General features: G+C 69.5%; 20 protein-coding genes and 1 pseudogene. 1 reads left to right on the top strand and 20 read right to left on the bottom strand.

Annotated elements, in window-relative coordinates:
* Positions 1-4: 4 nt before the first annotated feature.
* The 11 genes from QN206_05090 to QN206_05140 form a co-directional block, all read right to left on the bottom strand.
* Positions 5-580 carry a hypothetical protein gene (locus QN206_05090; protein MDR7614181.1) on the bottom strand — a complete coding sequence of 192 codons (576 nt, stop codon included), beginning with the start codon at positions 578-580 and terminating at the stop codon, positions 5-7.
* A gap of 66 nt (positions 581-646) precedes the next feature.
* Positions 647-1804: a hypothetical protein gene (locus QN206_05095; GenBank protein MDR7614182.1), complete on the bottom strand. Its 1158-nt coding sequence runs from the start codon at positions 1802-1804 to the stop codon at positions 647-649.
* A 667-nt stretch (positions 1805-2471) separates the two neighbouring features.
* A complete protein-coding gene (locus QN206_05100) occupies positions 2472-3095 on the bottom strand; it encodes a molecular chaperone TorD family protein (protein ID MDR7614183.1) in 624 nt (207 codons plus the stop codon).
* Positions 3092-3991, bottom strand: coding sequence for an ethylbenzene dehydrogenase-related protein (locus QN206_05105; protein ID MDR7614184.1), 900 nt, complete (start codon positions 3989-3991; stop codon positions 3092-3094). Before QN206_05105 ends, QN206_05100 begins: the two co-directional genes overlap by 4 nt.
* A gap of 8 nt (positions 3992-3999) precedes the next feature.
* The gene (locus tag QN206_05110; protein MDR7614185.1) at positions 4000-5139 is read right to left on the bottom strand and encodes a 4Fe-4S dicluster domain-containing protein; all 1140 of its coding nucleotides are present in this window, start codon (positions 5137-5139) and stop codon (positions 4000-4002) included.
* A 3-nt stretch (positions 5140-5142) separates the two neighbouring features.
* Entirely contained in the window at positions 5143-8631 is a 3489-nt protein-coding gene (locus QN206_05115) for a molybdopterin-dependent oxidoreductase (protein ID MDR7614186.1), read from the bottom strand.
* A 238-nt stretch (positions 8632-8869) separates the two neighbouring features.
* Positions 8870-9973: a YeeE/YedE family protein gene (locus QN206_05120; GenBank protein ID MDR7614187.1), complete on the bottom strand. Its 1104-nt coding sequence runs from the start codon at positions 9971-9973 to the stop codon at positions 8870-8872.
* Positions 9974-9977: 4 nt separating this feature from the next.
* Positions 9978-10418 (bottom strand): plastocyanin/azurin family copper-binding protein, encoded by a 441-nt coding sequence (locus QN206_05125; GenBank protein ID MDR7614188.1) that lies wholly within the window; start codon positions 10416-10418, stop codon positions 9978-9980.
* On the bottom strand, positions 10382-11647 hold the full coding sequence (locus tag QN206_05130; protein ID MDR7614189.1) for an FAD/NAD(P)-binding oxidoreductase: 1266 nt from the start codon (positions 11645-11647) through the stop codon (positions 10382-10384). Before QN206_05130 ends, QN206_05125 begins: the two co-directional genes overlap by 37 nt.
* 11 nt (positions 11648-11658) lie before the next feature.
* On the bottom strand, positions 11659-12444 hold the full coding sequence (locus QN206_05135) for a hypothetical protein (GenBank protein MDR7614190.1): 786 nt from the start codon (positions 12442-12444) through the stop codon (positions 11659-11661).
* 8 nt (positions 12445-12452) lie between these two features.
* Positions 12453-12719 (bottom strand): sulfurtransferase TusA family protein, encoded by a 267-nt coding sequence (locus QN206_05140; GenBank protein ID MDR7614191.1) that lies wholly within the window; start codon positions 12717-12719, stop codon positions 12453-12455.
* 190 nt (positions 12720-12909) lie between these two features.
* Between QN206_05140 and QN206_05145 the strand changes: the two are divergent.
* Positions 12910-14078 (top strand): annotated as a pseudogene (locus QN206_05145) (FAD-binding oxidoreductase).
* 2 nt (positions 14079-14080) lie between these two features.
* Here the strand turns inward: QN206_05145 and QN206_05150 are convergent.
* The 9 genes from QN206_05150 to QN206_05190 all read right to left on the bottom strand — a co-directional run bounded on the left by QN206_05150 (position 14081) and on the right by QN206_05190 (position 23174).
* Entirely contained in the window at positions 14081-15376 is a 1296-nt protein-coding gene (locus QN206_05150) for a hypothetical protein (protein ID MDR7614192.1), read from the bottom strand.
* 7 nt (positions 15377-15383) lie between these two features.
* Entirely contained in the window at positions 15384-17081 is a 1698-nt protein-coding gene (locus QN206_05155; protein ID MDR7614193.1) for a cbb3-type cytochrome c oxidase subunit I, read from the bottom strand.
* Positions 17082-17085: 4 nt separating this feature from the next.
* Positions 17086-17610: a cytochrome C oxidase subunit II gene (locus tag QN206_05160; GenBank protein ID MDR7614194.1), complete on the bottom strand. Its 525-nt coding sequence runs from the start codon at positions 17608-17610 to the stop codon at positions 17086-17088.
* A gap of 10 nt (positions 17611-17620) precedes the next feature.
* Positions 17621-17755 carry a hypothetical protein gene (locus tag QN206_05165; protein ID MDR7614195.1) on the bottom strand — a complete coding sequence of 45 codons (135 nt, stop codon included), beginning with the start codon at positions 17753-17755 and terminating at the stop codon, positions 17621-17623.
* A 127-nt stretch (positions 17756-17882) separates the two neighbouring features.
* Entirely contained in the window at positions 17883-18815 is a 933-nt protein-coding gene (locus tag QN206_05170; protein MDR7614196.1) for a hydroxymethylglutaryl-CoA lyase, read from the bottom strand.
* Entirely contained in the window at positions 18812-19309 is a 498-nt protein-coding gene (locus QN206_05175; GenBank protein MDR7614197.1) for a biotin/lipoyl-containing protein, read from the bottom strand. Before QN206_05175 ends, QN206_05170 begins: the two co-directional genes overlap by 4 nt.
* Positions 19306-20778 (bottom strand): biotin carboxylase N-terminal domain-containing protein, encoded by a 1473-nt coding sequence (locus QN206_05180; protein MDR7614198.1) that lies wholly within the window; start codon positions 20776-20778, stop codon positions 19306-19308. Before QN206_05180 ends, QN206_05175 begins: the two co-directional genes overlap by 4 nt.
* On the bottom strand, positions 20778-21551 hold the full coding sequence (locus QN206_05185) for an enoyl-CoA hydratase-related protein (GenBank protein ID MDR7614199.1): 774 nt from the start codon (positions 21549-21551) through the stop codon (positions 20778-20780). The genes QN206_05180 and QN206_05185 overlap by 1 nt, the downstream gene beginning before the upstream one ends.
* A gap of 12 nt (positions 21552-21563) precedes the next feature.
* On the bottom strand, positions 21564-23174 hold the full coding sequence (locus tag QN206_05190) for a carboxyl transferase domain-containing protein (protein MDR7614200.1): 1611 nt from the start codon (positions 23172-23174) through the stop codon (positions 21564-21566).
* Positions 23175-23228: the final 54 nt, after the last annotated feature.

Consider the following 23228-nt stretch of genomic DNA (forward strand, 5'->3'; position numbering starts at 1 on the left):
CCCTTCACGGCTTTTGCAGTCTGGAAGGTGCAAGGGTCCACAGGAGGGCGGCGACCACGAACAGCAAGAGCCCCGGCCCAGGCCAGGTGTAGATCGTCGCGCCCAGGATCTTCTTGGTGCCGAACACCGGCAGCAAGAGGTCGCGGACGTCCATGTAGTACGAGGCCATGGGATCCCGCGTGTAGGCCATGTGGGCGAGCCTCAACTGGGTGAGGCCGATGGCCCCTGCAGGTAGCCCCCAGAGCAGGAGGAGGACCACCCAGCGTTGCCAGCTCCGGCCCTGGACCACCCACAGGAGGGTAAGGACCACGGCCGCGGCCACGGCCATGGGGAACAGCCGCAGCTCGACGAACGCCTCGGACCGGATGGGGCGGATGCCGAACATGTGTCCGAACCGGTTGAAGGACTGGAGGTGGCCGGCAATGCCGGTGCCGCTGATCCGCAGATCGATGAACGGCTCCCGGAACATCCCAAGGCCCCGAACATCCGCCCGCATCTCCCAGATCGGGAGGAAGTACCCCGCGATGACGAGGACGCTGACCGCCGCCCCGACGACCCCCCGGGGTCGAACCCGATCCATCGCTTCTCTAACTTCCGCCCGGTTCGGGTAGGAGATCAACGAGTTCTGCCAGCAAAGGGGCTGCGGTTACGTTGAAATTTCCCGCAAGCGGGCCTCCAGGAGGGGGGCAAGGCGGATCGCCAAACGGTCGAGGTGGTAGTGAATCTGCCGGGGGGAGAGCTCCAGCTCCTCCGCGATGGCCTCGATGGTGTACCCTGCCAGGAGCAACCTGGCGATGTAATACTCGGCCCACAGGAGGGGGAGCCGGGTCTTCCGTTTCCTCCGTACAGGCCGGTCCCGGAGCTCGGCCAGAGAGGGTCCCTCCTCCCCAGGGCGGATCTCCTCCACGCTGGCCTCCAGCGCCTTCCGGAGCAGGTGCCCGACCCTCTCAGGCCCCAGAGGATGCAGAAAGTTCAGACGACCATGTGCGGAACACACCATCTCGCCCAGGCGGGGGGAGGCGCTCATCCGCAGGATCCACCGGACCTCATCCGGCCGCAGCAGGGCGGAGGAGAGGACGGTTTGTCGCGCCTCGCTTCCAAGGCGGAGTTGCTGTTCCCGGATCTCTCTCAGCCGCCGGAGGGCCTCCTCCAGCTGTCCCACCTCCTCCCGGGCCGTCACCTCGTGGGAGAGGAAGAGGGAGACTTGACCGGCGAAATAGGAAAGCCAAAGGAGTTCCTCCTGGCCGTAAGGTCTGCCATCCTCGTGGGGGCCCACCAGGAGTTCTCCCACCGCGCGCTCCCCAGCGTGAACCGGATGTCGGAGAACACCCCGCTCCTCCTCTGGAGGGGGGTGTTCTTCCCCGCCCTCTCCTATGTGCCGGGGAAGGCCCAGGGCAGGACCGCCTGGGAGATCCAGGCGGACCCACCGGGCGCGGAGGACGCTTCTGGCGCCGCTTAAGATCTTCTGCACGGCGGCCATGCGGTCGTCCCTAGAGAGCTCGCTGGTCAAGGAGCGGAGGTGTAACCGGAGAGGGGCCAGGGTGGGGAAGAACAGATGGTCCCACAGGGCGCGGAGATCGTCCGCGAGGAGGTGCGTGAGAACCACCAAGCCAAGGACGGCGATGGCCCCCAGGATCAGGGGATCGAAACGGAGGCGCCGGGCAAAGTCGGTGGTGAAGACGAGGATGGCCCCGTAGGCCAGGACGAGGGACGCCGTGGTGGCAAGGTGCAAGCACATATCCCTGGCCGCCGCCTTCCCGCCCAGGAACAGGCCCGTGCGGCCCACCGCGATCCCGGAGCACATGACCCCGAAAATGAGCAGGCTCTCCCCAGCCAGGATGGGAACCTGCGGGGGGAGGCCAGGGGGGAGCGGAGGGGACAGGATTGCCCCGCCCAGACCGAAGGCCCGAGGCGAGCGCCATCGCCGGCCGTACGACGTCGTTCCGGGAAAACAGCCACATGATCGAGGCGGCTGCGCCGGCGGCGGCTCCGTACACGGCCACGGGGAGGCGCAGCTCCGCGGGATGCAGGGCGGTGGAGGTGAACGTCCACCTACCCCACAGCCAGATGCCCGCGAGGGCCATCGCCCCAGCATCCAAGGCGAGCAGGGGAAGCCGATCTCGCCGGTGCCGGAAATTGCCTGAGGCCTCCGCGGTCGTGTGTACCCAGAGGGCGAAGAAGGGGACGATGAACCACCCGAGGAATCTGCGCCAGAGAAAGCCCGCGTGCACCGCCGGCACGTGCAGGCACAGCACCGCGTGCAGAAAATAGAAGGCCAAGGAAAAGAAGCTGGCTGCCGCCCACTTGGCCGTCTGCTGGTTTCGTCCCGCGGTCCACAGATACGCCCCCAGCCACAAGGCCGCGGCGAACCCCACCGCGGAGACAAAGGGGATCGGATGGCCCATCTCCCCACCCCGGAGGCCCTCGGGCAGGGTCTCCTGTCCGATACATAAGAGACCTCCAGAACCCCGTCAACTTACGGGTGCAGAGGCAGCGTCTGCCTGGATCAGGCGTACGGTCAGGCCCACCAGGTGGCGGAGGGCGGGACGGGAGGTGAGGTGCTCCACTTTCTCCTGGAAGGTGGGAAGCCAGGTCAGGAGGTGGTCCCGGAGGAAGGACGCCCGGGCCTCCGCGCACACCCGGGCCTCCTCCGGCTGTCCGGCAAGGAGCGCGCGCGCCTCCAGTAGGCACAGGAGGGCCAGGAACTCCAGCTCCGCGGCGAGATGGTCTGGCCGCTCGCCCCGGGCCTCGAACCCGAACGCCCGGTAGAATCCCGCCACATCCGCCAGCAGCTGCAGGTTGGGGCCGCCGGACGCTCCGGCAGAAGTCCCGGTGGAGGCCTCGTACGGTGGAGCTTCAGCCCGCACGAACAGCCGCAGGTACTCGGTCCGGTACCCTTCCGGGTCCTGCTCCGCGTCCGCCCGTAAGGCCCGCAGGTGCGTCGCGGGCTCCTCCATCTCCAGCCCTTCCACCGCCTCCTGCAGGCGGGAGAGGGCCTCTGCGGGGATCTCGCCGTCGGAGAAGGGCGAGAACAGCCGCGCCAGGGCCCCATACGCCAAGGCCCTGAGGAGGAGACGGTCCGGAAGCGGGGTCATGGCGCGAGCCGCAGCCGGTTCAGGAGGGTAATGGACTTCCGGGCTCCCCGGTCGCCCGTGGCTCCCTGCCACACGGCGAACGCCACCGCGTAGGTGCCGCCCGGTGCCAGGGTGAGCTCCCGGGCGTCTGTGGCGCGCAGGGGTTTGCTCAGCACCACCCGCCACCGTCCGTCCCTCCACACGCCCCGACCGGTGGCGTTCTGCGTGGGGAGCTGCTCCAGCGTCCCCGCGCCCTGCGCCACCAGTTTCTCCACCGGACTCCGCTTGCCTGGCTGGGAGAGCGGGTTGCCTGCGTACCAGCCGGGCAACCACCTGCGGGCTTCGGCGGGATAGCCTTCCGGCAGCTTCGGACGGTCGACGCCCACAAGCGGCGGGTAGAAGTCGAAGGCCACGTTGGGGAACGCCGCTTCCAGGTCCTGGAACCCTTGGTCCAGGTCCAGCTGCCAGTCCGCCCGCCAGTGCAGGACGGTCACGGGCATCTTCGGGGTCCCCATCATCCACTCCGTGGAACCGGCCTCCCCCGGCAACAGCATCACCGCGCACCCGTCCTTGAACTCCCGGGTCTTGACGGTGCGCCGATCAGGCCGCGGATCCCGCCACTCCACCAGGAACGCGATCCGCTCCCCGTCGTGCAGGGACCGCGCCTGCACGGAGGGCACCGAGGGACGCATCTTGAAAGGGTGAACCATGGCCTGGCCAAGGAGGCCGATCTCCACGGTGCGCGCACGCCGCCAGACCTCCGCCTCGGGATCCACGGGGACGGGGGAGGGGATCCGTACGGAGAGCAGAGCCGCTTGCTGGGCGGGCTGGGCCTGCACGGGCTCGGAGAGGGCGATGGTACCGAGACCCACAAGCCCCATCAGGACTTCCCGTCGGGTCAGTTTCCGCTCCCCCATGGTCCACCTCACGTCACGTTGTACCGATAGGCCCTGTGCTGCGGGTCGTAGGCTGGTCGCACCATGGTGGGCTCCCGGAGCGGCACCCGCACCACCTCCTCGCCGCGCTCGTCGTAGCCGTAGACCTGGCCCCGGGCCACGCGGAACCGGTGCACGATGCGGTCCGTGCTCACCGCGAGCAGCAGCACCCCCCGCAGCTCCTCGTCCTTGCCCTCCATGGCCCGGCGGTACGCGGCGATGGCACCCTCCACCCCGGGCCCGAACAGCATCTGGAGGAACCGCAGGTTTCCCACGTGCACGGGCGGGATGTAGTAGACGTTGGCCTCCAGGCCCAGCTGCGGCAGCAGGGGCAGGGCCACCTTGCGCACGTGCACGAGGAAGTCCACGGGGTTGTCAGGCCGGGCGCGGTCGGGGGTGCTGATGAATCCAAAGGTGCGGATCTTCCCGATGCAGTTGCGCATGCACCGGGGCTGGATCCCCCGCTCCACCGCGGGGAAGCACAGCACGCACTTCTCCGAGACCCGGGTGGTGTGGTTGTAGAACACCTTCTTGAAGGGGCAGTTCTTCACGCACTCCCGGTAGCCCCGGCACCGCTGCTGATCCAGCAGCACGATGCCGTCCTCCGGCCGCTTGTAGATGGCGGTGCGGGGGCAGCTCGCGAGGCACGCGGGGTACGTGCAGTGGTTGCAGATGCGGGGGAGGTAGAAGAACCACGCGTCGTGCGGAAGGCGGAGGTAGAAGCGCTCCTCGGTCACGGGGACGTTGGTCTCGTCCTCCCCCCGGTTGGGGTAGGCGTAGTCCAGGTCCTCGGGCAGATACCCGAGGGCCCGCTCCCCGGTCGGTGCAGCTTCGAAGATGGTCTTTCCCCGGTACACCCCGTCCTCCCACGCCTGAGGACCCAGCATCTCCAGGACCCGCACGTCCCACGCGAGGGGGTAGGAGCCCCAGGGTTTGGTCTCCACGTTGTTCCAGAACATGTACTCCTGGCCTTTGCCGGAGGTCCAGGTGGTCTTGCAGGCCATGGTGCAGGTCTGGCAGGCGATGCACTTGTTGGTGTCGAACACCGCGGCCGCCTGCCGCCGGGGCCTGTGGCCCTCGAAGGGGTAGTCCATCTCACGGTTGATCTGCCAGTTGTACACCTTCGGCATGGCCTACCTCCGCTTCACGGTGATGAACTGGCCCGCGAGGTACCGGCGCAGAGCTTCGGACTCGAAGCGGGGCCGAAAGCCCTGTGCGGCCGGAGTCCACAGGCCCTTCCCGTCCTCCCCGCCCGGTTCCGCCCGGCGGATCCGCACGTAGCTCTCCTTCGGCGCGCCCACGGTGCAGTGGACGTCGAGCGCGAACCCGGTGCCCAGCAGCTGGCCGATGGGGTCCTTGCGGACCAGGCTATCGGTCTGCAGGGTGGGCCGCAGCCAGGCACGCGTGACGGACTGGTGGCTCCCGTACCGGTAGGCGGCCTGGTAGTTGGTCCTCGGGTTCTTGGCGAGCCCGTCGGGCCGCTTCTCGTGCCCCTCCACGCTGCCGTGGGTGGCGATGTAGAAGTGGAACCAGGCCCGGGCCGTCCCCGGCTGGATGCTGGGGTGGTAGCGGGCCCGCACGAGCCACCGGAAGATCCGCCGCTCCTCCGGCTTGCGCTCGTGGCCCACGAAGGGACGATCCTGAGGGTCCGCCTCACACCACGCGTAGTCGCCGTCCGCGATCCCCAGTCGCTTCGCGTCCTCGGGGTTGAGGTCGATGTAGCCTTCGCTGACCCACGGCTTGCGACGGTCGTGCCGGTAGAAGTCCCCGAAGGGTCCCCAGAACACCACGTCGAGGTCTGTGCTGGCGCCCGTGGAGTGGCAGGCGTGCCGGTACTTGGGCGTGATGAGGATGTGGGTGTAGCCCAGTTTGCGCAGGGGGTGGCGGCTGCGGGCCACCTCCTCGGGGCTGCGCACCACGTTGCGGACCTGCCGGACCTCCGTGCGCAGGTCGTCCGGCCGCAGGCCGTAGGCCTCCGGGGGCGCGGGCCGCAGGGCGGGGTGGGGGTTGGCCACGATCACGTTGGGTTCGTGGTGGGTGCCGTCCACCGGCTCCCGGTGGACCGGTAGGTTCTCCCCGTACTCGATGAACTCGTCCTCCTCCCGGTAGAACTCCAGCCGGCCGGTCTTCGTGTACCAGGGCTTGCTCTCCTGGGTCTGTTCCCAGCCCACCACCTTGGGGCTCGTGCGGGTCAGCAGGTACAGGGGGGTCCCGTTCCGGCAGCTCTCGAGGAGTTGCTGGAAGGTGTACCCGCGGGTGGTGTTGCCGGCCCGGAAAGCGCGGTCGATGTACACCTCAGGTTTGCCCTCCAGCACGAAGTGCCAGTAGTCGCGGAACCGGCGCTCTCCGGTGAGTTCCGCCAGCTTCGCCGCGACCCCGGCCCAGCACTCCAGGTCGTCCCGGGTGTCGAAGATGCGCGGCAGCGGCGAGGGCGGCCACGCCTGCAGGAAGGGGTTCGTGACGGACCCGTACACGTCCGGGAGCTTCCGTTCAGCCCAGCTGTCCACCGCGAACACCACGTCCGCGTACTCGCAGGTGGCGGTCCAGAACCAGTCCGCCACCACCAGCATCTCGATCTTCGGGAGGGTGTTCACGATGACGTTGTGGGCCCACTTGGCGTTCCCGAGGATGGAGTTCGAGAGGGCCCACATGGCCGACTTGGTGGGGGTGGGCATGTGGGTCTTGCCGGTGAACTGCTTGCGGCCCACCCGCAGGGGCCGGTCGTCGTAGTTGAAGTAGTGGGCCGATTCACCCTTCACGTAGGCGCGGGTGCGGGCGGGCCGGCTGGGGTCAAGCTCTGGGTGGAAGGGGTCCTCGTTGATGTACTGGACGATGCCGGGCAGCAGGGCGAGCCGGTAGTTCCCCGCGTAGCTCCCCACCGTACCGCCGAAGTGGCCGATGTTGTTCGTGAGGGCGGCCACCAGGATGATGGCCCGGTCCTTCAGGTCGTTGTTGAAGAAGTGGTTGGGGCCCATCCCCGTCACGAACAGGGTCTTGGTCTTGTTCTGCGCGATCTCCCGGGCCAGGTTCAGGACCGCCTCCGCCGGGGCCCCCGTGACGCGGCTGGTGTTCTCCGGCGTCCAGGTGTCCAGGAGGTACTGCTTGAGGAGGTCGAACACGGGCCGGACCTTCACCCGGCCTCCGTCCCGGAGGGTGACCTCGAACTCGCCCTCCAGGGCCGGGTCCAGCCCCGTGGCCGCGAAGTGGCGGCCCACCTGGTCCCGGGTCACCACCCTGGGGGCGTTGGTCTTCCGGTCCCACACCACGAAGTCGTCCCACTGCTCCCGGAGGGCTTGGGGGATCAGCTGGGCGTCCTGCTCGGCCGGGGGCGGGACGGGTTCCCCGGGTTTCAGCACCCGGGTGGCGTTGTGCAGGGGGGCCGGCCGGTAGTCCGGGAACACGTCGCGGGCCCGCAGCTCCTTCAGGGTGTCCATGCGGACCAACAGAGGCAGGTCCGTGAACTGCTGGACGAAGGCCTCGTCGTACAACCGTTCCCGGATCAGCACGTGCGCGATCCCCAACGCCAGCGCCGCGTCCGTGCCCGGCCGGATGATGATCACCTCGTCCGCCTTGGAGCTACTGGACTGGTACTCCGGCGCGATGGTGACCACTTTGGCGCCGTGCAGTTTGGCCTCCGTGAGCCAGTGCCCGTCCGGCATCTTCGTGGCGATCCAGTTCTTGCCCCACAGGGTGATCAATCGCGCGTTCTCCGCGGTGTACAGGTCGAAGTCCAACGTCTGCTGGCCGGTGACCATGGGGTGGCCCGGAGGCAGGTCCGTGTGCCAGGAGTAGCTGTCCCAGTGCCGGCCCCCTTTGGCCTCCTCGGGCCCCACCCCGCGCACGTGGGCGTCCAGCAGGGCCATCATGTTGGCCATCCGGTAGAGGCCCCCGACCCGGAAGGGCGCGATGAAGGGCATGCCGCCGCGGAACTTGAGGGTGCGGGTACCGGCTCCCTCCATGGCCTCCACCATGTCGGGGTCGTAGCCCTGGCGGAGGAGCCGCTGCTTGCCCAGCTCTCCCGAGTACGTCTGGGCGATGTTCAGGAGCGTCTTCGCCACGTACGTGAACGCCTCGTCCCAGCGCACGCGCACGAACTCCTCCTTCCCGCGGCCCTCGAAGTACCGGGCGGGCGGCCGGCCCGTCTCGGGGTCGCGCGGGAACCCCGCGTCCACCCACTCCTTGAATCCTTTGCGGATCATGGGGCCCTTGACCCGGCGGTCGGAGTAGAAGCGGCGGACGTACGCGAGGCCGCTGATGCAGATGCGCGGGTCCCACCGGGCCGAGGCCTGGTTGCCGTACAGGTCCGTGGCCTTTCCGTAGCCGAAGCTGGGGTCCGCGTACACCACGACCCCGTTCTTCACGCTGGCGCGCAGCAGGCAGCCGTGGGTGTCGTTGGGCGCGCACAGGTAGTGGAAGGTGAAGTCAGGGGTGTACAGCTCCCGGTACACCCTTTCCCAGTCCCGGTTCGGGTAGCGCTGCAGGGGGTTGAGACCCGGTTCGAGGGGCTGCAGGATCGAAAAGCTCAGGAGCTGCTCCGGGAGATCCGACCTCAGGAGGGCGGCGGCAGCGGCGGGAAGGCTTGCGAGGAACTCCCGGCGGGTGATGCGGAAGCCTTGGTCCACGGCGGCCACCTCCTCGGATGCCTGCGCGGATCAGGCAAAAGTCGGATTCAACAGATCCGGATTCTCCTCAATTGCCCCAAAAAGAGCTTGGGACAGCACATTCACACCCCGGCGAACGTGCTGTCCCGGATGGTTCTGATCCTGTGGACTCTTTCAGTCCACACCTACGGATAGCCCCCAAAGATCCCCGGATCCATCGGTTCCCGATCCGATGGGACATCGGGTGTGAGCCTGAATTTCAGAGGAACCCTCGACCTACGAGGAAGGCGGTGGCCCTCAGTCCCGTTCGGGCCCCCAGGTACAGACCCAGGGCGTAGATCCACCCGTCCACCCGCAGGGTGGCCACCGCGCTCCAGAAGCCCGAGACGTTGCAGCCGATGGCCACCCACACGGCCACGCCCATCACGAGGCCCCCCAGGAACCCCACGGCGGCATCTCTGGCCCGCCAGGGGCGGAAGCCCACGAACTCGCCCGCGGCCAGGGCCCCCGTGAGCGCGCCCAGGATCAGGCCCGCGTCCAGGTGGAACCCCGGGTCGAGGGCCGGGATCCGCATCCCCCAGTACCGCGCCCACGGGAGCTCCCGCACCCCCGCCTCCGCGGTCCCCACCACCCACAGCACGAACCGGGCCAGGGGCAGCTGCACCCCCAGGGCGGAGTGGTACGCGAACTGGATCACGAACAGGAGCGCAAAGACCAGCCCGCCCGCCCACGCGGGCCAGGGATGCCGGAGGGCGCGGTCGAGAAACGTCCCCGGACGGGGGGAGGAGAGCGCGCTCTCGTGCGGACGGAGGCGTAGCAGCAGGATTCCCAGGATGGCCATGTTGAGGAGGGTGGCGGGGCCGAGGCCGATGAGATCCGGGAGGTAGATCCGCCACCCCCATTCCAGGAGCCGCTCCGTGTAGGGCCAGGCGTACGCGGCACCGAGACCGTTCCCTACGAGGATTCCCAAAAAGGCCGCAAGGCTCTTGGGCTGTCCCGTGCCGAGGCGGTACAGGGTTCCCGTCATGCACCCGCCCGCAAAGGGCATGGCTAGGCCGAACAGAAAGGCGCCCACGAGGGTGTGCCATCCGAAGGGGATGCGGGGCGCGCGGTTTAACCCCAGTTCCATCACCAGGGCGGATCCCACGGAGGCCGCTGCCAGCCCCAGGAGGATCCCCCGCAGCAGTTCCCGGTTCCCGTACAGGGCGGAGGCGAAGCACAGCCGCGTGCGCTGCAGCACGAAGCCGTAGCCCAGTCCCAGCAGGAGGAGTATGGCGGCGGCCCGCAGGCCTTGAGCCCAGGCCAGCCCCGCGGTGGCCGCGCTCAGGGCCACCACCGCCGCCGCAGCCGCCGTCGGACTCACCTCCTCACTCCTCCACCACGAACTCCCCGTACATGGTGACGTCGTGCCCCGGTACCGTGCACACGTACCGGTACCGGCCCGGCCGGTCCGCTACGAACCGGATCTCCTCCCGCTCCCCGGGTCCCAGGACCCGGGTCTTCGCGCCGGGGAAGGCGGGCTCCAGATACGGGGCTCGCTCCCGCGGGCCCACCACCCACAGATCGTGCTGGAGGCGATCCCGGTTCTCCAGCACGAGCCGCACCGGCCGTCCCGTCCGGACCCGGAGGGTGGGGCCGGGGACGCGGCCGCCGAACCGCATCCCCACATCCGCGGTGACCACGAGGAGCTGTTCTCCGCCTGCCGACCGGCCCCCGGTCCGGCAGCCTACGAAGAAGGCCGCGAGGAGGAGGACCGTGAGGACGTTCCGGATCAGCCGTACGCGGCCCGCAGGATCCCGTACTCCCAACGCTTCCGGTCCTCCACGTGCTTGGGACTGGCGGGCGCGGTTCGGCTGCGGGCTCCGACGGGCCGTCCCTCCCGGTCCCAGGCGGCCTCCACCAGGAGGGCCTCCCTGCGGGAGACGTAGGGCCAGCATTGGTTGAAGACGGGATCCGGTTCCCCCCGATCCCGCCCCAGGGCCCGGGCGATGGCGTAGGCGGCGTTGCGGCCCTGCAGGAAGGCGGTGAAGGCGGACTTGGTGAAGGGGGAAGCCGCCACGTCCCCGAACGCGTAGACGTTCTCCTGCGCCCGCGTGCGGAAGGTGGCGGGGTCGATGGGGATGAAGGGAGTCCCCAGCCCTGCCTCCTCCACGAACAGGGGCGCCCGCTGGGGCGGGATCACGCTGGCGAGGTCGAACCGCTGCCGCTCGCCCCGGTCGGAGATGAGGGTGCGGGTGGAGGGGTCCAGCTCCACCACCTTGAAGGAGGGCTTGTAGACGATGCCCTTCTCGGAGAGGATCCGGCGCCACAGATCCGCGAGGGCAGGCGGTTGGGGCCGGTCGCTGGCATCCAGCACCACCACCTCCGCGCGCACCCCCTTGTTCCTCCAGTACTCCTGGACCAGGCACGCGATCTCGTACGGACCCGGAGGGCACTTGTAGGGGGGAGGAGGAACCGCGATGACGAAGGTCCCGCCCCGGAACGCCTCCACCGCATGCCGCAGCTCCAGGGTCCCCGCCCAGGTCCATGCGTGCGGGCTCAGCCTGCGGTTCTCCAGGAGGTTGCGGATCTCGTCCTCCGCGGGAACCAGTCCCGTGGCCACCGCGAGCACCGTGTACTCCACGAAGCCCCGCGGCGTGATCACCCGGTTGTCCCGCAGGCGCAGCCCCGTGACGGGAGTCCGGAGGACCTTGATCCCGTCCCGCTCAAGCCCCTCGAAGTTCACCGTGACCCTCTTGGGATCCTCCAGGCCCACGATGTAGTCCACGTGGGAGGGACCCGAGACGTAGGTGGGGTTGCGCTCCAGCACCACCACCTCCACCTCAGGGGCCAGCTTGCGCAGGGTCCGGGCGCACATGGCGCCGCTGATGCCCGCGCCGACGATCACCACCCGGCGGCCGGGGCGGGGCAGGAGCGGCCGGCTGGGTTCCTGGGCTGTGGCCCAGCCCAGGAGTCCCTTCCCGAAGCCCCCGGTGGCCGCGGCCAGGGTGGCCCCGCCCAACACCTTGAGGACCTGCCTTCGCGTGAGCCGATCCATCGCTTCACCCCTTAGGTGCACGTGGCGATGTAATTCAGGACTTCCGGCGTGGCGATCACCTGATAGGAGAAGACGAGATCCTCCCCCTCCGCCACCAGGTACCGGTCCTCGTAGTCCGCGAGGTACAGCTCCACCATCCCACGGCCGGAGGAGGTCAGCAGGCAGGTATTCGGTCCGCACCGGCTCTGCAGGGAAGCCCGCCCGTCCCGCACCTCCAGGTAGTCCCGGGTCCTCAGCAAGCCCACGACGCCCTTCCCGGACCGCACCTCCACCCGGAGGAGGGTGCCGGGCACGAGCTGGTAAACCGGGAGCAGCAGGCGTCCGCCCCGCACCTGGACCGTGCCCTGGTTGCGCACGAGGTTCTGACCTCTGCGCAGGCGGGCCATGGCCTCCTCGATGGTGCCCGGCTCGTACCGGAGGGAGGTCTCTCCGGGGAGGAGATGGCGGATGCGCAGGTGGAACTCGCTGCCGGAGTCGCTGGCGAGCGGGTAGCGGAGCTCCTTCACGTGGGTGAACACCTTGGCGGTGCGGGGGATCTGCCCGGCGCGGAACTGCGCGAGCTCCTCGGAGTTCCCATTGTGCTCGTAGATCACCACCTCCACGAGGCCCACGGTGCGCACCTCCACCACCGTGCGCTCTCCCGGCCGTACCACCCGCTTCAGCACGGCGTCGTCCCGGAGGACCAGGGCCGGGGCTTCCGGGCTCCGTCCCTCTTCTTGGGCAAGGAGCATCTGGAGTGCGAGGAACCCGTTCAGCAAAAGTGCCAGGAGAATCGCGGGCCACCGCGCCACGGCCATCCACCCCCTCAGCGCATCCGGCGGATCCGGAACCGGTAAATCCCGTCCCGTCCGGCGAGCGGTTCGACCTCGTGCCCCCCCTGCCGGGCCCAGTTCCGGAGGTCGGCCTCGGCCTGGGGATCCGTCGCAAGCACTTCCAGCACCTGCCCGATCCGAAGGCCACGGAGGGCCTCCTGGGCCTTCAGGAGGGGCAGCGGGCACAGCAGGCCCCGGCAGTCCAGCACCGCGTCCGCGGGCGCTTCCGTCTCCAGGGGAACCGGGTTGTCCGCACGCATGGGGTAACCCTCCAGGAAGGTTTCGGGATTCCCGGGGAAGCGGGGGTAAGGCTACGCGGGTAGCCTCAGCCCCCGCACAGGACAGATACACTGGCGGGGCGCGAAGAAGACGGTAACCTGCCGCTCGATCACGGCTTTAAGTTTACCGGGTGCCTCAGGCCGCGGCAAGGCGGGAGTACAATGGAGGTGCATGGCACCTGCGGACGTGGTCATCATCGGCGGCGGGTGCATCGGCGCCAGCGTTGCCTTCCACCTGGCACGGGGCGCGAAGCACACAGTGCTTCTCCTCGAACGGGACCGGGTGGGCACGGGTCCCACCGGGCGCACCGTGGGGATCATCCGGCTGCACTACTCCCACGAGCCCCTCATCCGGCTTGCCCTGCGCAGCCTTGATGCGTTCGCTCGCTTCGAGGCCCTCACGGGCCGCAGCGCGGACTTCACCCGCACGGGCTTCCTGCTGCTGGTGCCGGAGGCGGAGTGGGAAGGGTTAGTGGCCAACGTGGCGCTCCAGCGCCGCCTGGGGGTTCAGGTGGAGATCCTCACGGCCGAAGAGGTGGTGCGGCTGGACCCCCGGCTGAACCCGGAGGGGATCGCGGGTGGGGCGTACGAGCCGGAGAGTGGGTTCGCGGACGGGTACGCCACCGCCACGGCGTTCGCCGCCGCGGCCCGGGAGCACGGCGCACAGATCGAGGAGGGAGTTCGGGCGGAGGCCATCGAGGTGCGAGGCGGGAGGGTCGCCCGCGTGCGCACCACGCGGGGGTCGTGGACACGCGGACGGTTCTCGTGGCCGCGGGCGCGTGGAGCACGGCGCTCCTGCGGCCCCTCGGCGTGGATCTTCCCATCGTGGCGGCCCGGGAGCAGGTGGTGCACCTCGCGCCGCCGGAGGCCTTTGGATCCCTGGGATTCGTGGTGGAGGACCTCGCCCTGGGCTTTTACGCGCGGCCGGAGACGGGGGGTACGGCCCTCGTGGGCGTGCTGGAGGAAGAGCCGGAGGAGATCGTGGACCCGGACGGTTTTACCACAAGCGTGGACCTAGACTTCGTGGAGCGGGTGGCGCGCCTGTGGAGCGCGCGATTCCCGGGGGCCCAGGAGGCGCAGTTCCGCGGTGGGTACGCCAGCCTCTACGACGTCACCCCGGACTGGCAGCCCATCTTGGGTCCCGTGGAGGGGATTGAAGGGCTTTACCTGGCCGCGGGTTTCAGCGGGCACGGGTTCAAGCTGAGCCCGGCCCTGGGCGAGGAGCTGAGTCGGTGGATGGTGGGCGAGGAGCCCACGGTGGACTTGAGGATGTTCTCCCTCCGACGATTCCAGGAGGGAAGTCTTTTGCGGGGGCGGCACCGGAGGGGGCTTCTCGGATAAGCCTACGGTCCCCGCAGGAGGGCCGGGATCGCGGCAGGCTCAGGAGCCCGGCGACTCAGGATTCGCCAGGCGGAGATCAGAAACCACCCGCCCCCGCAGGCCGCAAGCAAGCCCGCGGCCGCCAGCAGGGCGAGGGGGAGGTTCCAGGGGTGCGGGCCCGCCAGATAGGCCTTTCGGGGCATTCCGGATCCCGCGGCCAGGAGCAGGGCGGCCACCGTGAGCATCGCCCCGCCCCCGAAAAGGTTCAGCTGCGCCCTGCCCGCGCGGGGCAAGACCCCGTACCCGTTCTCCTCCAGCATCCGGTACACCATCCCCATGAAGGCCGTGGTCACCCCGCCCACCAGCATGGCGTGGTAGTGGGCGGTGATCCGGAGGCTCTGGACGGCGCCGATGGGCGCGAGGATTCCGCCCAGCAGGTACAGGCCCACGGACCACCACAGGGCCGTCCGTTCGATGGATCCGCCGGGCCTGGGGGAAGCCTCGCGGATGCGGGGGAGGATCGCCGAGAGGTGGAGCAGGGTGGGGATGCTCAGGGCTCCTCCCAGGGCCGCGTTCGTCAGGGTCCAGCGGGGCAGGCCGGATGGATCCGGGGCCAAGTAGAGCAGGATGGAGAGGAAGGGGAGGAGGGCGGAGAGGGTGTAGGCGGAACGGGCCGCGGGTCCGTCCGCGGGGGGGACTCCGTATCCGGCCTCCGCCAAGGCGTGCCAGGCGAGGGCCAGGGCGGTCACGTACACGAACTGCAGGGCATGCCCGGCTCCCCATAGGGCCACCTGCGGGTTGGCCGTCCCGATCCGTCCCAGGCCCACCGCAGCCGCCAGGAGGCTCGCGATGTACGCCAGGGCCAGGGAGCGGGCGCCATGGGCGGAGATCTCCCGACCCTCAATCCGCAGACATGGAGTGAGGGCCGAGAGCGCGCCGAGGGCCACGAGTCCGTAGCCCACCGCGTAGATCGGGGAGGCCACGTAGGGGAGGTAGTCCACCACCACGGGCCGGCCAGGGAGTGCAAGGCCTGCCAATAACCCACCCAGGCCGAGGATGGCCAGGTACGGGCTGAGGGGGGCCGGCCGGGTACCGGACCGGTGGAGGGCCACCGCGGCGCTGCAGCTCATCAGCCACACCACCAGGGAGAAGGTCACGTGGCCCACCAGTGCCTTGTAGAAGAGCTCGGGAGGGATGTGGCGCACAAGGGGCGCAAGCCTTCCCGCGGTGATGAGGACGGCCAGGAGCCCGGCCATGGCCGCGGCGGCCAGGGAGACCTCCACCCATGCCACCACGCCGCCGCGGCCGTTCGGTGCCATCCTGCCCTCAGCGGCCGATGGGCCAGGAGCGGGAGAGGTTCCAGTAGTTGCCCAAGTACATGAGGACGAAGAAGGCCGCGAAGAGCAGGCACAGGACGAAGGTGCCGGGGACCGCGGGCACCTCCTTCGTCGGGTGTCCCGGATTGCCGGCCGGTACGGGAAGCGCGTACTCCCGCCGCAGCTCCTCGTCCGTCAGGCGCGAGCCGGCCAGCACCGTGGCCACCACCAGGACGACGAACAGAGCGCCGCCGAGAAGGGCTAGGACTCCTCCGACACCTGCCACGGTCAGCAGGGCGTAGACCTCCGCCGGCCACTGGAAGGCCAGCGGCAGACCCCGGAAGCGGAAGATGTCGGGCTGTTTGCGCGGCAGCCCGTACCGGACGCCCAGCTGCAGGAAGGCCAGCACCAGCAGGCCCACCCCGATTCCAAACAGCCACGGCTGCCAGCGGGCCCAGCGTTCGGCCACCACACGGCGCCGGAAGACGAGGGGCAGGACGTACCACGTGACCCCCATGAAGGCGAGGGTGGTGCCGGCCACCACGACCCCGTGGAAGTGCCCCATGATGGCTGTGGTGTTGTGCCACTTCAAGTTCAGCTGCTCGGTCCCGGCGATCACGCCCGTGGTTCCTCCCAGGAAACCGAACAGGGCTACCGACAGGACCAGGCTCGTGAACGCGGGGTTGTGCCACGGGCCGCGCACCAGCCACTCAAACAGGCCCCGGGTGTACCCCCGCAGCCGCTGGCCCACCTCCACGCTTCCGGGCACCGCGAAGGCGTGGATCATGCTCCCCAGTACCGCCAGGTGCATGAGGTAGCCCGTGTTGACCCACTTCCAGCCCACGGACAGGGCTCCGCTCGGCTCGGTCTGCAGGTGGTGGGCGCTTCCCAGGTTGATGGCCACCAGGTACAGGACGAAGGCGGCCCGGGAAACCTTCTCGCTGGGGGTCCGCCCGCCCACGGTCAGCTGGGCCAGCAGGTACCACACGGTGATGGTGGCCGCCAGGTTGATCTGCTGGGAGGGGTGCCCGAACCCCCAGTACGCCAGCTTCCACAGGAAGGGGTCGAGGTTCGGCAGGACATCCACGGACCACAGGAACGCGGGGACGTACACCAGGGCCCCCACCAGGAGCGTGGCCACGGCCAGCACCGCGGCCACGAAGGCGCCGAAGACCACCAGGGGAAGCGGCCCCTCGTGCGTGCGCTCCCGATACGCCCTGTGGACCGTGGCGAAGAAGTGCCCGACCCCCACCAGGGCTCCCACCGCGAACAGGATGGTCCCCAGGTAGAAGTCGGGCGTTCCCCGCAGGGGCGGGTAGGGCTGGAAGGACAGGTGGTTGAGGGGGTTCGTGAGGATCGCGCGGTTCACCGTCAACGCGCCCAGGACCATGAGGCCGAACGCCAGCCACGCGGCCGCGGGACTCGCGGGCCGGGTGTTCAGCATGATGCTGCCCGCGAAGTGCAGCAGGGCGATCTCGAAGAAGATGATCCAGAAGATCAGCATGTTCCACGCGTGGAGGGCCAGGGACTGGTAGAAGGTCTCGGGCGGGAAGGCGCCCATCCAGCGGGTGAACAGGACCACCACGGCGGCGATCCCGCCCAGCAACAGCGCCACCACCGCGGCCACCGCGTTCGCCTTCACCAGGTCCTCCGCGGCCCGGTGGACCCGGAACCCGGTCACGGGGCAGGTGCGGGCTTCCCCGATCATGGCCTCACCTCTCCACCACGATCTTCCCGAGCATCATCTCGTGGCCGACCCCGCAGAACTCGTTGCAGGCCATGTGGTAGGTGCCGGGTTCCCGCGGTACGAAGGGGACGACCCACTCGTATCCGGGATACAGCTGCAGGTTCCATACGTGGGGTTGCGTGATGCTGAAGCCGTGCAGGTAGTCGATGCTGGCCACGTGCAGGACGTACCGCTCGCCCGCCTTGAGCTTCAGGATGGGGTAGAAGCGGAAGCGCTGAGCCAGCATGTACACGTCGCTTCCGGGGGGAGGCGCCACCACAGGTTGCCCCGCTTCCTCCCCCACCTTGTACTGCTGCACGAACCGCTCCACCTCCGCCTGGTACGCTTTCGGATCCACCCGGTAGGCCCGGCCCGTGACGTTTTGACGGCCCACCCCGTGCCAGATGAGCATCATGGCGGAGAAGAAGACCACGGCGATGAAGAACGCGATCGTGACCCAAGCCCGTTCCAGAGGATGGACCCGCTCCTCCCACCATGCGCCCGGCGCCATCCCTCACCTCCTAGCGGGCGGGAATCCGCAGCACGTCCCAGGCACCCCAGAGCAGGTACACGACGAAGAAGAAAACGTTGCTGGCCACCAGCCAGAACCAGATGCTGTCCACGAGGCGGGACCACGGAGACCCAGGGCCGTTCACGGCCTCCCACCTCCCTCGGTGGTGGATCTACTGGACCCGAAGAGTCCGTTTTTACAAAAGGCAAAGGGAGGCCGGGTCCGCCATCGGGTGCCCGTCCGATCCGGGATCGGGTGCGGGGCCGATTGATCTATGTACCCACTCGACCGGTGCGGAAAAGGCCCGCCTGCAGCACCCGGGAAGGAAGGCGGCGACCCAGGATGGACTCGAGCTGCCGAGTGGCCTCCCGTACCCGCTCCAGGTCCGCCCCGGTCTCGATTCCCATCCCGTGCAGGAGGTACAGCACGTCTTCCGTGGCCACGTTTCCGAGGGCTCCGGGGGCGAAGGGACACCCCCCGAGCCCGCCCGCGGAGGCGTCCACGGTGGGCACCTGCATCTGCAGGGCGGCGAGGACGTTCGCGAGGCCCGTTCCCCGGGTGTCGTGGAAGTGAACGCCGATCCGGTCCGGAGGGATCTCCCGCTCCAGGAGCTCGAGAAGTTCCTGGACTTCCCGGGGGGTGGCGGCTCCTACGGTGTCCGCCAAGCTCACCTCCTCGCACCCCATCTCCAGCAACTCCAGGGTCACCCGCCGCGCAGCCTGCGGATCCACCCGACCCGTGTAGGGGCACCACCAAGCCACGCTCACGTATCCGCGCACCCGCATTCCCGTCCGGTTCGCCTCCCGCACCACCTCCCGGAAGATCCGCAGGGACGCCTCCACCGTCATGCCGAGGTTTGCCTGCGCGAACGCATCCGTGGCCGCGGTGAACACCGCCACCGCCCGCACCCCGCAGCCGGCCGCGCGTTCGAGCCCTTGCAAATTTGGCACCAGAGCCAGGTACATGACCCCTTCCCGGGGCCGCAGCCGGCGCACCACCGCCTCCGTGTCCGCCATCTGCGGCACGCGGTCGGGCCGGACGAAGGACCCCACCTCGATCCACCGCAGCCCCGCGTCCGCCAGGGCCTCGATGAAGGCCACCTTTACGTCCGTGGGCAGGAGCTCTGGCTCGTTCTGGAACCCATCCCGGGGTCCCACCTCCACCACCCGCACGGATCGAGGGAGGAGATCGAGGGGGAGGGTCACGGAAGCCCCTCCAGCTCCACCACCGTGGCTCCGCCCTCCACCTGCGAGTCACGCTCTGCCCGGATCTCCACCACCCGAGCCCGGACCGGGGCCCGAACCACGGTCTCCATCTTCATGGCCTCCAGCACGTACAGAGGCTCGCCCGCTTCCACCACCTGTCCGGTTCGCACCAGGATCCGGGTCACCACCCCTGGCATGGGCGCCCGTACGTCTGCGGGATCGGGTCCGCCCGGACCGCCGGCTCCGAGGCCTCCGCGGCTGATGGTGTAGGTGTTCCCGTCCAAGTGCAGGTGGTAGGCATCTGCTTCCGCGGCGAAGTGCGCGATCCCTCGGCGTCCGTCCACGGTGATGGCGTAGACATGGGGCCCGAGGGGCCGGATGGAGACGGAAATCGTGCGGTCTCCGAGGCGGACCCGCCACGAGGAGGACGCCTCCACCACTTCCGCCTCCACGAGGCGATGCCGCCACCGCAGCACCAGCCGCTGCCGCGTCATCCCATCCTCCAGCCCCGCAGTCGATCCCAGGGATCCGCAAACCCCTGGGGCGGGGCGCCCGTGGTCCAGGCGCGACCCGCGAGAACCGCGGCCACGGCGAACGCCTCCTCCGAGGGTTCCCGGGCCCGCCAGTCCGGGAAGTGGTCGGCGAGGAAGGTGGTGGAGACCTCGCCCGAGGCAAACCCCGGATGCCCCAGGACGTCGAGGAGGAATCCGAGGTTTGTGGTGGGACCCAGGACCACATAGGCGGCGAGGGCCTGGCGCAGCCGGGCGATGGCGGTGGGGCGGTCCGGGGCCCAGGCGATGACCTTGGAGAGGAGCGGGTCGTAGTGCACCGGGATCCGTTGGCCCACGCGGATCCCGGAGTCTACCCGCACCCCGGGGAGGTGCGGTTCCTGCAGGTGCAGCACGGTTCCCGCGGAGGGCGCGAAGTCCCGCTCCGGATCCTCCGCGTAGACCCGGGCCTGGATGGCCCATCCCCGCAGCGTCACCGCCTCCTGGCGGATCGCCAGGGCCTCTCCCGCCGCGATGCGCAGCTGCTGGTGCACGAGGTCCACGCCGGTCACCAGTTCCGTCACGGGATGCTCCACCTGCAGCCGGGCGTTAACCTCCAGGAAGTAGAAATCGCCCTCCCGGTCGACCAGGAACTCCACGGTTCCCGCGTTCACGTATCCCGCTTCCCGCATCATCCGCAGGGCCGCCTCCGCAAGCCGTCCGCGCAGCGTCGGATCCACCGCCACGGATGGGGCCTCCTCCATCACCTTCTGATGCCGGCGCTGTATGGAGCACTCCCGCTCCGCGAGGTGCACCGCCCCTCCGTACCGGTCCAGGAGGACCTGGATCTCGATGTGCCGCGGTCGCTCGAGGTACCGCTCCAGGAGAATGGCGTCCGTGCCGAAGGCGGCCCGGGCCTCCCGCCGGGCGTCGGGAAGGAGTTGCGGAAGCTCCTCGGGACTCCGCACCACCCGCATGCCCCTCCCGCCTCCTCCGCCCGCGGCCTTGAGCAGGAGCGGGAATCCGATCCGGTGCGCTTGGGGGAGGGCCTCCTCGTCTCCCACGGGGTGGTCGGTGCCCGGCAGCACGGGAATCCCCAGCCGTGCGCCCAGCCGCCGGGCCCGTGCCTTATCCCCCACGGCCTCCAGGACCTCCGGCGGCGGCCCGATGAAGGCGATGCCCGCGTCCCGGCAGGCCGCGGCGAACTCCGGGTTCTCCGCGAGAAACCCGTATCCGGGGTGGATGGCCTCCGCGCCCGTGGCCCGGGCCGCGTCCAGGATCCGCCCGATGTGGAGGTAGGACCGCTCGGGCTCAGAAGGCCCGATCAGCGCCGCTTCGTCCGCCAACCACACGTGGAGGCTGTCCTCGTCCGCCTCCGAGTACACGGCCACGGTACGGATCCCGAGCTCCCGGCAGGCCCGCAGGACGCGCACCGCGATCTCCCCCCGGTTGGCCACCAGGACCTTGCGGAACATCATCGGCCGAGCCAGGCGGGCGGCCGCTTTTCCAGAAACGCCCGCATCCCCTCCTGCGCCTCCGGCCCCGCCCGCAGCTCCGCCAGGAGGTCCACCGTGAACCGCTTCGCCTCTTCCCACGGGAGGGAAGGGACGGTTCCGAACAGCCGCTTCACCGCCCCCAGGGCTCCGGGGCCTGCGGCCAGGAGCGCGTTTCCCCAGCTCTCGATCACCCCGTCCACATCCGGGCTGACTTCCTGCACGAGGCCCATGGCTTTCGCCCGCTCCGCGGAGAACCGCTTTCCCAGGAGGGCCGCCCACAGGAGCTCCGACCGGTTCACCCGCCGTAGGAGGAAGGGGAGGATCATGGCGGGCGCAAGTCCCAGCCGTACCTCCGGGAGGCCGAAGGACGCGTCCGGATGGGCCACCGCGAGGTCGCAGGCCGCCACCAGCCCCACGCCCCCTCCCAGGGCCGCCCCGTGCACCCGGGCCACCACGGGCCTGGGACACGCGGCGATGCTCTCCAGCAAGGTGAACAGGCGCTCCGCGTCGCGGCGGTTTTCCTCCGGGGTGGCCTCCAGGGCGGCCTGCATCCAGTGGAGATCTGCGCCCGCGCAGAAGGAGGGGCCTTCCGCGGCCAGCACCACGTACCGCACGTGATCCTGCTCTCCCACATCCCGGAACGCCTGGGTGAGGGCCTCCATAAGATCCGGGTGGAGCGCGTTGTGGGCCTCCGGTCGCGCCAGGGTGATCACCACCCGCAGCCCCTCCCCTCGCACGTGAACCGGTGGCATCCTCTTCCTCCCTCACATGCGGAACACCCCGGGCTTCATCCCCTCCACGGGGGCGTTGAAGGCCAAGGAGAGCGCTAAGCCCAGGGCATCCCGGGTCGCGATGGGGTCCAGGATCCCGTCGTCCCACAGCCGGGCGGTGCTGTAGTAGGGGCTCCCCTCCCGCTCGTACTTCTCCAGGATCGGGCGGGCGATGGCCTCCTCCTCCTCGGGGGAGAGGGTCTTTCCCTCCCGTTGAAGCTGCTCCCGCTTCACCGTGACCAGGACCTCCGCCGCCTGCTCCGGACCCATGACGTTGATCCGGGCGTTCGGCCACATCCACAAAAAGCGCGGTTCGTAGGCCCGGCCGCACATGGCGTAGTTCCCGGCCCCGTAGGAACCCCCGATGATCACCGTGAACTTCGGCACGTGGCACGTGGCCACCGCGTGCACCATCTTGGCACCTGCCCGGGCAATGCCCGCGGCCTCGTACTGCCGGCCCACGATGAACCCCGGGATGTTCTGCAAAAACACGATGGGGATGCGGCGCTGGCCGCACAGTTCGATGAAGTGGGCGCCCTTCTCCGCGCTCTCCACGAACAGCACTCCGTTGTTGGCCACGATCCCCACCAGGATCCCGTGGATGCGGGCAAACCCGCACACGAGGGTGGTGCCGTAGAGGGCCTTGAACTCCGCGAATCGGCTGCCGTCCACGATCCGGGCGATGATCTCCCGGACGTCGTAGGGCTGCCGCAGGTCCCGGGGCAGGATCCCGTAGATCTCCTCGGGATCGTAGTAGGGATCCTCCGCAGGGGCGATCTCCACCTCCGGTGGGGGCTTGCGGCGGTTGAGGGTGGAGACGATGGAGCGCACGATGCGCAGGGCCTCCAGCTCGCTCTCCGCGGAGTGGTCCACCACGCCCGAACGACGGGCGTGCACGTCCGCGCCTCCGAGCTCCTCCGGGGTGACCTCCTCCCCCGTGGCGGCCCGCACGAGGGGTGGGCCGGCCAGGAAGATGGTCCCCGTCCCCCGCACGATCACCGCCTCGTCGCTCATGGCGGGCACGTAGGCCCCACCCGCGGTGCACATCCCCAGCACCGCGGCGATCTGGGGGATCCCCAGAGCACTCATGCGGGCCTGGTTGTAGAAGATGCGGCCGAAGTGGTCCCGATCCGGGAACACCTCCGCCTGGAGGGGCAGGTAGGCTCCGCCGCTGTCCACGAGGTAGACGCACGGCAGGCGGTTCTGGAGGGCGATCTCCTGGGCCCGCAGGTGCTTTTTCACGGTCATGGGGAAGTACGTCCCGCCCTTGACGGTGGCGTCGTTGGCCACGATCATGCACTCCACCCCGCTCACCCGGCCGATGCCCGTCACCAGGCCCGCCCCAGGGGCTTCGTTGTCGTACATCTCCCAGGCCGCAAGGGGCGAGAGCTCCAGGAACGGGGAGCCGGGATCCAGGAGGTGCTCGATGCGCTCCCGGGCGGTGCGCTTGCCGAGCTCCCGCTGCCGGCGCAGGGCCCGCTCGCCTCCGCCCTGGCTTACCCACCGGAGCCGCTCCCGCAGCTCCTCCACGAGCCGCAGGTGGTGGGCCCGATTCCGCCGGAATTCCTCCGTGTCCGTGCGCACCCTGGACGGGATCCGCTCCATGGGTCCCCACGGGCAGGATACACCAACTTCCCGGTCTCAGGCAGTTGCTCGGCT

Source organism: Armatimonadota bacterium, from assembly GCA_031460175.1.
Classification (GTDB): domain Bacteria; phylum Sysuimicrobiota; class Sysuimicrobiia; order Sysuimicrobiales; family Sysuimicrobiaceae; genus Sysuimicrobium; species Sysuimicrobium tengchongense.